The 13,471-nt window shown below is 28.8% G+C and carries 12 protein-coding genes; 9 read left to right on the top strand and 3 right to left on the bottom strand.

Annotated features, from left to right (window positions below; all coding sequences use genetic code 11):
- The first annotated feature begins 94 nt into the window (after nucleotides 1–94).
- The 3 genes from J7M87_RS13240 to J7M87_RS13250 all read left to right on the top strand — a co-directional run bounded on the left by J7M87_RS13240 (nucleotide 95) and on the right by J7M87_RS13250 (nucleotide 3,312).
- On the top strand, nucleotides 95–1,585 hold the full coding sequence (locus J7M87_RS13240; protein ID WP_291651505.1) for a PTS transporter subunit EIIC: 1,491 nt from the start codon (nucleotides 95–97) through the stop codon (nucleotides 1,583–1,585).
- Between the two features lie 5 nt (nucleotides 1,586–1,590).
- Nucleotides 1,591–2,244 (top strand): N-acetylmannosamine-6-phosphate 2-epimerase, encoded by a 654-nt coding sequence (locus J7M87_RS13245; protein ID WP_291651506.1) that lies wholly within the window; start codon nucleotides 1,591–1,593, stop codon nucleotides 2,242–2,244.
- Between the two features lie 267 nt (nucleotides 2,245–2,511).
- Nucleotides 2,512–3,312, top strand: coding sequence for a MurR/RpiR family transcriptional regulator (locus J7M87_RS13250; RefSeq protein WP_291651507.1), 801 nt, complete (start codon nucleotides 2,512–2,514; stop codon nucleotides 3,310–3,312).
- A gap of 72 nt (nucleotides 3,313–3,384) precedes the next feature.
- Here J7M87_RS13250 and J7M87_RS13255 read toward each other — a convergent pair whose 3' ends face one another.
- A complete protein-coding gene (locus tag J7M87_RS13255; protein WP_291651508.1) occupies nucleotides 3,385–4,143 on the bottom strand; it encodes a 3'-5' exonuclease in 759 nt (252 codons plus the stop codon).
- Between the two features lie 145 nt (nucleotides 4,144–4,288).
- Here J7M87_RS13255 and J7M87_RS13260 point away from each other — a divergent pair, with 145 nt between their 5' ends.
- From J7M87_RS13260 to J7M87_RS13280, 5 genes are all read left to right on the top strand, one after another.
- Complete coding sequence (locus J7M87_RS13260) at nucleotides 4,289–4,999, top strand: PHP domain-containing protein (protein WP_291651509.1); 711 nt, start codon at nucleotides 4,289–4,291, stop codon at nucleotides 4,997–4,999.
- An 81-nt stretch (nucleotides 5,000–5,080) separates the two neighbouring features.
- Nucleotides 5,081–6,898: a peptidoglycan-binding protein gene (locus J7M87_RS13265; RefSeq protein ID WP_291651510.1), complete on the top strand. Its 1,818-nt coding sequence runs from the start codon at nucleotides 5,081–5,083 to the stop codon at nucleotides 6,896–6,898.
- A gap of 98 nt (nucleotides 6,899–6,996) precedes the next feature.
- Nucleotides 6,997–7,959 (top strand): GH25 family lysozyme, encoded by a 963-nt coding sequence (locus J7M87_RS13270; protein WP_291651511.1) that lies wholly within the window; start codon nucleotides 6,997–6,999, stop codon nucleotides 7,957–7,959.
- A 153-nt stretch (nucleotides 7,960–8,112) separates the two neighbouring features.
- A complete protein-coding gene (locus J7M87_RS13275; RefSeq protein WP_291651512.1) occupies nucleotides 8,113–9,531 on the top strand; it encodes a potassium/proton antiporter in 1,419 nt (472 codons plus the stop codon).
- Nucleotides 9,532–9,665: 134 nt separating this feature from the next.
- The gene (locus J7M87_RS13280) at nucleotides 9,666–11,144 is read left to right on the top strand and encodes an N-6 DNA methylase (RefSeq protein WP_291651513.1); all 1,479 of its coding nucleotides are present in this window, start codon (nucleotides 9,666–9,668) and stop codon (nucleotides 11,142–11,144) included.
- Nucleotides 11,145–11,177: 33 nt separating this feature from the next.
- Here J7M87_RS13280 and rd read toward each other — a convergent pair whose 3' ends face one another.
- The gene (gene rd / locus J7M87_RS13285; protein ID WP_291651514.1) at nucleotides 11,178–11,342 is read right to left on the bottom strand and encodes a rubredoxin; all 165 of its coding nucleotides are present in this window, start codon (nucleotides 11,340–11,342) and stop codon (nucleotides 11,178–11,180) included.
- 129 nt (nucleotides 11,343–11,471) lie between these two features.
- Here rd and J7M87_RS13290 point away from each other — a divergent pair, with 129 nt between their 5' ends.
- Nucleotides 11,472–11,774 carry a hypothetical protein gene (locus tag J7M87_RS13290; RefSeq protein ID WP_291651515.1) on the top strand — a complete coding sequence of 101 codons (303 nt, stop codon included), beginning with the start codon at nucleotides 11,472–11,474 and terminating at the stop codon, nucleotides 11,772–11,774.
- A gap of 56 nt (nucleotides 11,775–11,830) precedes the next feature.
- Here the strand turns inward: J7M87_RS13290 and J7M87_RS13295 are convergent, their stop codons facing one another.
- Entirely contained in the window at nucleotides 11,831–13,405 is a 1,575-nt protein-coding gene (locus J7M87_RS13295; RefSeq protein WP_291651516.1) for a DEAD/DEAH box helicase, read from the bottom strand.
- Nucleotides 13,406–13,471: the final 66 nt, after the last annotated feature.

Genomic DNA, 13,471 nt, shown 5'->3' on the forward strand with positions numbered 1-13,471 from the left:
TTTTCATGGTAACATGTAAATGTATTCAAGAGAAAATGATTTTTACAAAGTACAAATTATAAAAATAATTTTCAGAAATAAAGGAGGCACTTAAATGTTTAAACAATTACAAAAGATTGGAAAAGCCTTTATGTTACCAATTGCTATATTACCAGCAGCTGGTTTACTACTTGGTATAGGGGGAGCATTATCAAATCCTAATACTGTACAAGCTTATCCATTCCTAAATATTTCTTGGTTACAAGGAATTTTCTCAATTATGTCATCTGCAGGAGATGTAGTATTTGCTAATTTAGCACTTATTATGTGTATAGGTCTTTCTGTAGGTCTTGCTAAAAAAGATAAAGGTACTGCTGGACTTGCAGGTGCAGTTTCATTCTTAGTTATGAATGCTGCAATAAAAGGAATGATTACTGCTTTTAACCCAGCAGTTGAGTCAATAGATACTGGAGTTGTTGGTGCTATAGTAATTGGATTAACGGTATCATATCTTCATAATAAATATGGAAATATTCAATTACCAGCAGTTTTAGGATTCTTTGGAGGATCAAGATTTGTACCAATAGTATCTTCATTCTCAGCAATTTTTATTGGAGCTATATTCTTCTTAATATGGCCAACATTCCAAGGATGGTTAGTTTCAGCAGGTAATGCAATAGCTGGATTAGGACCAATAGGAACTTTCTTATATGGATTCTTGTTAAGATTAACAGGAGCAGTTGGATTACATCATATGATTTACCCATTATTCTGGTATACAGAATTAGGTGGAATTGCGACAGTTGCAGGTCAAACTGTTACAGGAGCTCAAAACATATTCTTTGCTCAATTAGCTGATCCAAACCATACTGGATTATTTACAGAAGGAACAAGATTCTTTGCAGGTCGTTTTGCTACAATGATGTTTGGATTACCAGCAGCATGTTTAGCTATGTACCATTGTGTACCTAAAGCAAAGAGAAAATTAGTTGGTGGGTTATTCCTAGGAGCAGCAATAACATCATTTGTTACTGGTATAACAGAACCAATCGAATTCATGTTCCTATTCGTTGCACCATGGTTATATGTAGTTCATGCATTCTTTGATGGATTATCATTCTTTATTGCAGATATACTAAATATATCAATTGGTAATACATTCTCTGGTGGATTAATAGACTTTACATTATTTGGAGTTCTTCAAGGTAATGATAAAACAAACTGGATATATGTATTAATAGTAGGAGTAATTTGGTTTGCATTATACTACTTCACATTTAGATTCTTAATAACTAAGTTTAATGTTATGACTCCAGGTAGAGAAGAAGATAGTGAGGAAGTTAAAGTTGTGACAAAAGATAGTATGAATGAAACAGCAACTCAAATTTTAGAAGCATTAGGCGGAGAAGAAAACCTAGATGATGTTGATGCATGTATAACAAGATTAAGAGTAGCTGTAAAAGATGTAAGTAAAGTAGATAAGGATAGAATTAAAGCTTTAGGAGCAACTGCTGTTTTAGAAGTTAAGGGCGGAATACAAGCGATATTTGGAGCAAAAGCAGATCCATTAAAGCAAAAAATAAATGAAATTATAGGGAGAGAGTAATAAGAGTGAAAGCAATAGATAGAGGATTAATCGTATCATGTCAAGCACTAGCAAATGAACCACTGCACAGCTCTTATATAATGAGTAGAATGGCTGTAGCAGCTAAGGAAGGTGGAGCTATAGGTATAAGAGCCAATAGTGTTCAAGATATTGTTGCTATAAAGAAAGAAGTTGATTTACCTGTAATAGGTATAATCAAAATTGATTATGAAAATATGAAGCCATATATAACTCCAACAATGAAGGAAGTTGATGAGCTTGTTGAAGCTGGAGTTGATGTTATAGCTTTAGATGCTACAATAAATCAAGATGAAGAATTTTTAAAGGAGATCTTTAAAAAGTATCCGTCTCAAAGATTTATGGCAGATATATCAACTATAGAAGAAGGCTTAAGAGCTGGAGAATTAGGATTCCATTATGTTGGAACTACTTTGGTTGGATATACAGAACATTCTAAAGGAATGAATAATTTTGAAGTATTAGAAGCTTTAATAAGGGATTGTAAATCAGAAGTAATAGCAGAAGGAAACTTCGATACTCCTGAAAAAGCAAGACTTGCTTTAGAAAAGGGAGCATGTGCTGTTGTGGTTGGTAGTGCAATAACAAGACCGCAATTAATTACAAAGAAATTTAATGATGAAATTTTAAAAGCATTATAATACTTTCGAGGTAGAGACATAAATCTCTACCTCTTTTATTTAGCTAAATTTAATGTTATTCTAATATATATATGTTTCAATTAGGTTATTAATTTTACTATTTCAAAAATCAATAGATTACTTGATATCTTTATATGTAGTTATATAGATTGAAGGCATATATTTTATAATTTTATATAGTAATTACTTTAACTATGTTTATTTAAAATATATTTAAGGTTATAGAATAAGAGGATTATGTACACGTTAGATTATGGAGGATATTAAGTGGATATTTTATGTGAGGTACAAAGAAAGTATAATGAGTTTTCTGGTAAGGAAAAAGATATAGCAGATTATATTATGCAACATGGCGATAAAATTAAAAATATAAATATTACTGATCTGGCTAAAGAAATTGGAACATCAGGGGCAACAATAACGAGATTTGCTAAAAAGATTGGTTGCGATAGCTTTGTAGATATGAAAATAAAGCTTGGATCAAATAAAGTAGAATTGCCTATAAATGATGAAGATGGCATATTTTCATATACATATCAATATTATAACGAAGTTATAGAAAGAACTAAAATGTTAATAGATAAAGAGGAAATATTCAAAGTAGTAAATGAAATAAAGAAAGCTAAGAATATTTATATCTACGGGGTTGGTAGTTCTGGATTAACATGCAAAGAAATGATGCAAAGACTTTTAAGAATGGGGTTTAATGTACATTGCATTTCAGATTCCCATATGATGATTATAAATAGTTCCATTGTATCAGAAAATGATTTAGTTATAGGTATATCTATATCTGGAGAGACACAAGAAGTAATACACTCATTAAGAAAATCTAAGGAAAATGGAGCAAAGACAGTATCTATTACAGGTTTTGAAGGAAGTACAGTAAGCAAGTATTCAGATATAAAGTTAATAGTTTATAATCCTAATTTTGTAGATAGGAGCAGGTTCATAAATACACAGTTTTCTGCTATGTATCTCCTTGATTTAATTTCTATGGTGTTATTAAAAGATATTAATTTAAGTAACAAGATGCAAACTACTATTAATGCGATTATTAATAATTAATAAAAATCTGCTATAAAATCATTATAGCAGATTTTTATTTTTTTATAGTTTAATATAGATATCAATATAAGATTATTTTACAAACTGTCCAGTCCGTCCCATATTATATGCAGTTTTTATTATAGACTTTTCTTCATCAGTTATTTCTTTATCATACATCTTACTAAATTGTTTAAATAAGGCATCAGTATCGATCTTAGCTTTAGTTTTATGCGTTCTATTATTATCATTATATGTCTTAGGTATTATGGATGGATTATATATTTCTTTAAAAATCTTATATGTATAAAGTGCATCATAAAAAGCATCATGGAATTTATCTTCAAAATCTATATTTAACATTTCAACAGCAGTCTTTAATCCAATTTGTTTCCCTTTTTGAAGATTAAATAGTTTTGATGTGTGTTTTTGGACATCAATATATTTGCTGGGAAATAGTGAAGTAGATAAGTTATTGAACTTTATATTTCTTAGAAATTCTTTTATATCTGACTTTCCCCATACACATAATACGACTTCATCATTTCCTATAAAACTTAAAAATCTTTTATAAACATTAGAAAAGGTTTCACAGTTTGATAACATATCTTTATTTATTTTGGTTATATTTTCTACATAAGGATTAATATCAGTATATACGATGGGTTTTACTAGTTTGTTGAAACTTGATATTACTTCAAGATTTTCATTAAGTTTTATAGCTCCAATTTGAATTATCTCAAAAGGGATTTGTTTCATAGTATTATCAATTGATTCCTTATTATTTTTATCAGTAGTATTACTTGGTATATATTTTTGGTTAAATTCTAAATCATAAACTATATAATTCATTAAAAGTCCTTTCTAAATCTATAAGTATTCATATCTATATTGTAGCCATTTTATTATGTAAATTATATTAATTTCTATAAAGAGTATATCAAAAACTAATATATTTAGATATTATGAAGTACAAGCAATTAAAAGGTATTAAGAAATGTACAGAAAGGGAGATTTTCATATTCATTCAACGGAATCGGATGGAGAACTAAAACCAGGAGAAATAGTATTGCTGGCTAAGGAGAGAAAGGTAGATATAATGGCTTTAACAGACCATAATACTGTAAATGGAAATAGAGAAGCTGTTAAGGTTGGGCAAATACATGGTGTAAAAGTAATACCTGGAATAGAGTTATCTACTAGATTTAAGGGGAGTAAAGTTCATATATTAGGTTATTTCACTAATGATAAATATCAAAGTGATGAATTTAAAATGATTTTAAATAATTTATGTACAAGAAAATTCAAGGCGTGTCAAATTTACTTTAAGGGAAGGTTAAGTTTTAAATCAGAGGGAGGGAAGATATCAACCTCAGCTGGAATAGACTTTTTACATCATTATAATGCAAAGGTAGTTTTAGCTCATCCTACATTACTTGATAGAAAGGTTTTTGAACAAATAATAAATTTAAATTTTGACGGGATAGAAGCAAAATATTATAGAAATAAGGATAATGAGACAGAGTATTTTATAAATATGGCTAAAAAGAAAAATATAATATACACAGCAGGATCAGATTTTCATTCATTAAAAAAAGTTGACTTGAAGCATGGGACATTAGGACAAATATATTTAGTAAAAGAAGAGATAGATAATTTTTTAAATATATTAAATTTAAGTAATAACAAGTGTCATAGTAGTTTATGATCTTATAACTAGCCTTTATTGTATCACATTTAAAATTCATTAGAGTAAAATATAGTAAGAATAATTTTAGAGGGTAGTAGTTTGGCAGAAGGAAATATATTAGTAAGATTATTTAGAATAAAAGATTTGTTACCATTGACGAAAGGGAGTATTAGAATTACTAATTCAAAAACAGGTAATATTGTTTATGAAAAAGAAAATGCATTTGATATAAGTGGAAGAAGTGAAGAAATATCAGTAGTTACCCTAGATAGAGAGTTATCCCAAGAGCCTTATGGAGAAGGGGAAAATCCTTATTTATTATATAATATAGAGGTTAGATCTGATGGATATAGAGATGTTATTGTTGAAGGGGTAAGTGTATTTGATGGAATCACTTCAATACAAGATATAGAAATGGAAGAGGTAAGTATTGACTCTGGGAAAAAAAATGTCCCTGAGGAAATAATTATTGAAGATAAACAGGATATAGAGAGTTCAATTGAAAATAAAGAAATGGGTTTGCCAATGGCCCCTTTTGTTCTTCGTAACGTATATGTACCTGAATTTATAACTGTACATTTAGGGAGACCTACTTCATACGCAGAAAATGTTACAGTAAGGTTTATAGATTATATTAAGAATGTCGCTTCTAGTGAGATATATCCTACTTGGCCAGAGGAAGCAATAAGGGCTAATGTGTATTGTCAGATTTCCTTTGCATTAAATAGAGTTTATACAGAATGGTACAGGAATATGGGGTATCCATTTCAAATAACAAATTCAACAGCATATGATCAATATTTTGTAAAAGGTAGAAATATATTTGATAATATAAGTAAGATAGTTGATGAAATTTTTAACGAGTACATTATAACAATTGGAAATCAAACTCCATTTTTTGCTCAATATTGTAATGGAACAACTGTAAAGTGCGAAGGCTTATCACAATGGGGAACTGTTGATTTAGCAAAGGCAGGGATGCCTGCTTTGGATATAATAAGATATTATTTTGGTTATGATAAAGTGCTGGTTAGAGCAGCATATGTTGAAGGAATACCTGAGTCATATCCAGGTTATCCATTAAGAATCAATGATGTAAATGAAAATGTTAAAGTAATACAAAAACAATTAAATAGAGTATCTAAAAATTTTCCTGCTATTCCAAGGATTTATCTTGAAAACGGAAGATTCGGAAAGGAAACTGAAGATACTGTTAAGGTTTTTCAAAGAATATTCAATTTAACTCCAGATGGAATTGTGGGCAGATCAACTTGGTATAAAATATCTAATATTTATGTTGGGGTAAAGAGATTAGCAGAATTAAATCAAGAGCCAGAAATAGGTGGGGAAGATGGAAGTGGAGGAGAAATTGGAAAACCAGAAGGTAACGGTAAGTATCCAGGATACTTATTAAAATATGGAGCAACAGGAGAAAAAGTAAGAGAGCTTCAATATTATTTAAGTGTAATTTCTAAGGTCTATAATATACCTACTTTATCAGCAGATGGGATATTTGGTAATGGCACAAAGGAATCTATTATAGCATTTCAAGGATTATTTGGACTATCTCCAGATGGAATAGTAGGCCCAGCTACTTGGAATAAAGTATTTGAAGTTTATAAAAATATAGACAATAGTAATTCAGAAGCACCTGATAATGAATTTGATGGAAAGTATCCAGGTTATTTATTAAGGTATGGCTCAAGAGGAGAAAAAGTAAAGGAAATACAATATTATTTAGCAAGGATATCTAATCAAATTGCTATACCTACTGTTGTGGCAGACGGAATCTTTGGGAATGCAACTAGAGAAGCTGTTGTGGCATTTCAAAAATTATTTGCTTTATTACAGGATGGAATTATTGGACAATCTACATGGAATAAAATATTAGAAGTATATAATGGTATGAAATACTAGAATATTTAAGTGGCATATCAATTACATTTATGAGAATGGTTGCATATTATATTGTATCTTAAAACAATTTAAATTTTAACATTTGAGGAGAGGATGATATGCAATCAATAAGTGCTGGAAGATACAAAGGAATAGACATATCAAGTTGGCAAGGAGAGGTTAACTTTAATCAAGTTAGTAATAGTGGAATTGAAGTTGTATATATAAAGGCAACAGAAGGTGACTATTATTTAAATCCTAGAGCAGATGAGTATTATTCAGGGGCTAAAAGTAATAATATGCTAATAGGATTTTACCATTTCTTTAGACCAAGGGTAGATGCAAAGGTTCAAGCTAATTATTTTTCAAGCTATGTAAAAGGCAAAAACTTTAATTGTAGGCTAGCTTTAGATATTGAGTTATCAGACGGATATGGAGCAACTGAGGTATCCAATATGTGCGTAACTTTTTTAGAAGAGGTTAAAAGGCTTACAGGAAAAGATGTGGTTGTATACACATATACTAACTTTGCTAGGACTAGCCTTACAAATAGCTTAGCAAAATATCCTTTATGGATAGCAAATTATGATGTTACTACACCTGGAGATAATCCTATATGGAATAATTGGGTGGGATTCCAGTATTCAGAATCAGGAACTGTACCAGGAATAAGTGGATACTGTCCTTTAGATGTATTTACAGATGGAATATTAATATCGGGAGGAACTACTAATGTTCCAGATATAAATCAAGGGGGAATAACTACAACTTATACTGTTCAATCTGGAGATACCTTATCAGAAATAGCACAAAGGTATGGAACAACAACAGAAAGATTAGCAGAGATAAATAATATAAGCAACCCTAATTTAATATATCCAGGACAAGTTTTAATAATTAGTTCAAGTAGCTTAGCAGGAAACACATCAGGAGGAACAAGGACAACTTATATAGTAAAAGAGGGAGACACTTTATCAGAAATAGCACAAATGTATGGAACCACAACGGAAAGATTAGCACAAATAAATAATATAAGTGATCCTAATTTAATATACCCAGGAGAAGTAATTAGAATAAATTAATAGTCAACCATAATTAAATATAATAGACTTACTTTTAATGTGAATTATTAGTAAGTCTATTTTTATGAAAATACACAAAAATTAGCAAATTAGAATAATTATAAATTTTAGTGTATAATTAAAGGGTAAAAGAAATATTTTTAAGGAGGTAATATGATTGAATTAATGATTATATGCGGATTAATATTATTGATTTGCATAACATCCAGTAAGATTTTATACAAATTTGGAGTTCCTATGCTTTTAATTTTTATAGTGTTAGGAATGTTATTTGGTTCTGATGGAATTGTAGGAATATACTTTGATAATTATGAATTAACAAGTAAATTAAGTTCATTAGGATTAGTATTTATAATGTTTTATGGAGGGTTTGGAACTAATTGGAAAATAGCTAGGGAATCAGCTGTTCCATCCATATTAATGTCAACCTTAGGAGTTATAATTACAGCAGGACTTACAGGATTATTTTGTTATTTTATATTAGGTACAAGTTTATTAGAAGGGTTACTTATAGGATCTGTTGTTGGCTCGACTGATGCAGCATCAGTATTCTCAATACTACGTTCTCAAAAACTTAATTTAAAGGGCTCATTAGCACCTTTATTAGAAATAGAAAGTGGTAGTAATGACCCTATTGCATATATGTTAACACTTATAATTTTAACCTTCATGTCTAATGCAGGGGTAGGATCCATAGTTCCGATGGTAATAAAACAAATATTATTTGGAATATTAATAGGAAGCATACTAGCTAAAGGAACTGTTTATTTAATTAGACGAGCTAATTTTGAAGTAGAAGGTTTCTATACAATATTTATAACTGCTATTGCTATATTATCATATGCAGTAAGTGAATGGCTTGGAGGAAATGGATATCTAAGCGTATATATGGCAGGTATTATAATAGGAAATAGTAAGATACCGCATAAGAAGAGTTTATTCCATTTCTTTGATGGAGTATCATGGATAATGCAAATTGCCTTATTCTTTATTTTAGGTCTTTTAGCATTCCCATCTAAATTACCACAAGTATTTGGTATATCTATGGCAATATCATTATTTATGATATTAATAGCAAGGCCATTAGCAACATTTATAATTTTAAATAAGTTTAATTATTCTATTAAAGAAAAGGTCTTTATATCATGGGTAGGTCTTAGAGGCGCAGCATCAGTAGTTTTTGCAATATTTTCTATAACTTATGGAGTTAATATACAAAATGATATATTCCACATAATGTTCTTTATAGCATTAATCTCAGTAGCTATACAAGGAACATTAATACCAAAAGTAGCACAAAAGTTAGATTTAGTTGATGATAGTACCCCGGTATTAAGAACATTTAATGATTACAAAGAAGATAAGAGTACAAAGCTTTTGGAAGTTAATATATTTGATGATAGTAAGTGGGTTAATAAGACTATTATGGATTCTGATATTCCTGAGGATATATTAATAGTAATGATAAAGCGTGGAGATGAAGTTATAGTTCCGAAAGGATCGACAATTATTAATAAGGGAGATATTCTAGTATTGAGTGCCAATAATTTTGATAATTTATTAGATAATTAATATTAATTATTTAATTTGGATATTTTATATAAATAGGATTTATTATTTAATGATGCTATTTAAATTTCGAAGATCATTATATGAGATGAGTATGTTTGTAATATTCTATAAAATTAAATTTGGAGAAAGTGTTTATGGGAAGAAAAGAAAAAGTTTTAAAGGAAAACATAATAGATGATTTATCTATAGATAAAAGAAAAATAGGTTATTATTCAACTCCAAGTTTTATATGTGATTATATTACAAACCGAGTAATGGAAATAAATAATAATGGAAAGAGTGTTCTAGATCCATGCTGCGGAAGGGAAGAAATGCTTAATCCCTTTAACAAGTTCAATGTGCAAGCTTATGGAATAGATATTATTAAATATAAAGAAGAATATAACTGTAATTTTAAAAATACAGATTTTATAAGATACTATTATGAATTTGCTAATGCAAATAACCAAATAAAAAACTTAAGTTATGACTATTATGTTTTAAATCCACCGTATAACTGCCATGAAGTTCAGTATATAAAAGATAATAAAAAAGAATTGAAGAAACATTTTCATGATGTTGGTGTTCATAATATGTATGGAATTTTTATTTCAGCCGTAATAGATTTAGCAAAAGATGGTGCTGTTATAGGAATAATAACTCACGATTCATTTTTAAATTCCAAAAGCTATGAAGGATTAAGAAAGAAAATATTGAATACCTGCTCTATACATGAAATAACTATGTGTCCAACTGACTTGTTCTTAGAGCAAGGAGCTGAAGTAAGGACTAGTATAGTTATATTACAAAAGGGATTAAGTTATCAAAGAAACGTAATTATTAATAATAGATGTAGAAGTAGAGAAGAGTTAATTGATGTTTTAGATTCATCTGATGACCATTTATATAGCTTAAATGATATAGTATTGAATAATAAAATGGATAATAGCGAATTTATAATAGGGTGTCCTGAGGAGATTAAAAGCTTATTTACTATTAATAGATTAGGAGAACAGTTTAAATGTATTACTGGAATATCAACAGGTAATGATAACTTGTATTTATCAAAAGAGATGAAAGAGCCATATACAGTTCCATTTTATAAAAATCCAGGAAAAGATAAGTATTATACAAATAAAGTTATGTATATAAATAAGGATTTTATAAATATATCTAAAAGTATTCCGAATTTTATAGTAAGAAATAAGGAGCTTTTATATAAACCAGGAATAATCTGCTCTTCAATGGGGGTGCAATTTACAGCTTGCAAGCTACCAGAGGAAAGCACATTTGGTGTAAATACTTGCATTATATGCGATGATAAAGATATATTTTGGTTATTAACGTATTTAAATTCTACCTTAGTGACTTATTTAGTTCGAGGAGTTTTAAATAGAAGTAATATGATAACATCAGGATATGTATCAAGAATACCACTTTTAAATTTTGATAATGATGCAAAAGATAAGCTGACTTATTTAGGAAAATTGGCCTATGAGAGAGCTAAAGATAAAAAAGAAATTTATGAAATATTAAATGAAATAGATAAAGTAATTAATGATACAGCCGGTTTATCGATTAATACAGTATCATATATAAATAAGTTTAAAATTGATTTGATAAAAAGAACATAAAAAACAGTCGCAAGGACTGTTTTTTATTATAGATTATTCATCTAAAGGTTCAAACTCATCTTTGGAAGCACCACAAATTGGGCAAACCCAATCATCAGGTAAATCTTCAAAAGCTGTATCTGGATCTATTCCATTATCTGGATCACCGTATTCTGGATCATAAACATAGGTACAAGGTACACAAATATATTTTTGCATTAATATAACCTCCTAAAATTCCTTTATATTTTAAAATGTATTGGGTATATTATAAAAATATGATATAAATTATTATAAATGATAAAAAAAATATAAAATAAGAACAGATTTAGATATAGAGGTGATTATATGGGAAGAAAAACTAGTAAAAATAATGATTTACTAAGTAGTGTAAGAAAGGACACATCTCCAAAAATATATTCTTTATTAGTTGATTTAGTGAATGATAATAGAGAAGATTTAGCGGAATTAGTATTAAAAATAGATTATTTATTAGAATACACAAGCACATGTATAAATCATAAAGATTTTGATGAGGCGAAGGAGAATATTAAGAGAGTAGAGGATAGAATAAGTATTCTTGAAAAAGAAGATAAGGATATTGAATATATAAAATATCTTTATGAAGGAATAAAAAAGAAATGTAAATAACACAAAAGGCTATTTAATGCTTGCCTTAAGCTTAAAATAGCCTTATTTTTATTTAATTATTTTCTTTTTCTATTTGCGACTTCAATGTTTACTTTTCTCTTATTAAGCTTAACACCGATACATTTATCAAGAACTTTATCCTTAACATCTGGAGATATATTAACAAATGAGAAGTTTTCTAATATATCTATATCACCTATTGAAGAAGCCTTTATTCTAGCTGTATCTTTAATAAAATTAACTAGAGTTTTAGGGTTTATTCCATCTCTTCTTCCTATAGATAAGAATAAACGGATATCTTCTGATTTAGGAGCTTCTAAAACGTCAGAAGTATAAGTTTCTAATAAATCATTATTAAATTTATTTTTTATTAATGCAGCAATAATTTCTACAGAATCATGCTTTTGAGTTAATTCAGTTGCTACTGGGATAAACTTTGAGTAATCAGAATCATTAATAGTATTAGTTACATCCTCTAATATTGATTTTGATTTACTGTTAAATATATCATTAACTGTTGGGATGCTTTTTCTAGATATATCACTTTTAGTTACTGATTTTATTTGTTTTAACATTGAATACTCTTTTGGAGAAACTAATGAGTAAGCTATACCTTCTCTATTTGCTCTTCCAGTTCTACCTATTCTATGAACATAGCTTTCAACGTCTTGAGGTAAATCATAGTTTATAACGTGTGTTATACCCTCTACATCTATACCTCTTGCAGCTACATCAGTTGCAACTAAATAATTTAAAGAACCTTCTTTAAATTTCTTTAATGTTCTTAATCTGTGTGCTTGAGACATATCTCCGTGCATACCTTCAACTACATATCCTCTTGATTGCATACCTTCAACTAATTCATCTACGCCTTTTTTAGTTCTACAGAATATAATTGCAGATGATGGAGTATCAAAATCTAAAACTCTACAAAGTGCTTCAAATCTTGTCTTGTGAGATACTTCAAAGAAGTTTTGACTTATCTTAGAGACAGTCATAGAAGTTTTCTTTATAGATATATGTTTAGCATCAGGCTTCATATATCTCTTAGCTAATTTTCTTATTTGATCAGGCATAGTTGCTGAGAATAATAAAGTTTGTCTTTCACTTGGTAATTGCTTTATTATATCTTCTAAGTCATCTATAAAGCCCATATTCAACATTTCATCAGCTTCGTCTAAAACTAAGAACTTGATTTGATCTAGTTTTATAGTTCCTCTCTTTATATGATCTAAAACTCTACCAGGAGTACCAACTACTATATTAACATTTCTTTTTAATGCTCTAATTTGGTTTGTTATTGGATCTCCACCGTAAACAGGTAGTATTGTTAAATCATCATATTTTGATAATCTTTTTAGCTCATCATTAACTTGTATTGCTAGTTCTCTTGTCGGAGCTAAAATTATAGCGCTAAGTCCACTTTTCTTAGAAATATGATTAATAATTCCACATCCAAAAGCGGCAGTTTTACCAGTACCAGTTTGAGCTTGACCTATAAGGTCATATCCTTGTATAGCTACAGGTATTGCCTCAGCTTGTATTTGTGATGGTTTTTCAAAACCTAAATCATTAATAGATTTCAAAAGGGTATCCTTAAGCCCTAAGTTACTAAATTTTATTTCGTTCATTCAAAATCCTCTTTCTTTTAGTATTTAAAATAACATATAATTAAATATATATAATATATTTTTTAT

Origin of the sequence: Clostridium sp. (assembly GCF_017888565.1) — a bacterium.
GTDB lineage: Bacteria > Bacillota > Clostridia > Clostridiales > Clostridiaceae > Clostridium.

Bases quoted from the DNA above. Each gene is read 5' to 3' on its own strand.
- J7M87_RS13240 (WP_291651505.1), top strand. From the start codon at position 95: ATGTTTAAACAATTACAAAAGATTGGAAAAGCCTTTATGTTACCAATT.
- J7M87_RS13255 (WP_291651508.1), bottom strand. From the start codon at position 4,143: ATGAATTATATAGTTTATGATTTAGAATTTAACCAAAAATATATACCA.
- J7M87_RS13260 (WP_291651509.1), top strand. From the start codon at position 4,289: ATGTACAGAAAGGGAGATTTTCATATTCATTCAACGGAATCGGATGGA.
- J7M87_RS13270 (WP_291651511.1), top strand. From the start codon at position 6,997: ATGCAATCAATAAGTGCTGGAAGATACAAAGGAATAGACATATCAAGT.
- J7M87_RS13275 (WP_291651512.1), top strand. From the start codon at position 8,113: ATGATTGAATTAATGATTATATGCGGATTAATATTATTGATTTGCATA.
- J7M87_RS13280 (WP_291651513.1), top strand. From the start codon at position 9,666: ATGGGAAGAAAAGAAAAAGTTTTAAAGGAAAACATAATAGATGATTTA.
- rd (WP_291651514.1), bottom strand. From the start codon at position 11,342: ATGCAAAAATATATTTGTGTACCTTGTACCTATGTTTATGATCCAGAA.
- J7M87_RS13290 (WP_291651515.1), top strand. From the start codon at position 11,472: ATGGGAAGAAAAACTAGTAAAAATAATGATTTACTAAGTAGTGTAAGA.
- J7M87_RS13295 (WP_291651516.1), bottom strand. From the start codon at position 13,405: ATGAACGAAATAAAATTTAGTAACTTAGGGCTTAAGGATACCCTTTTG.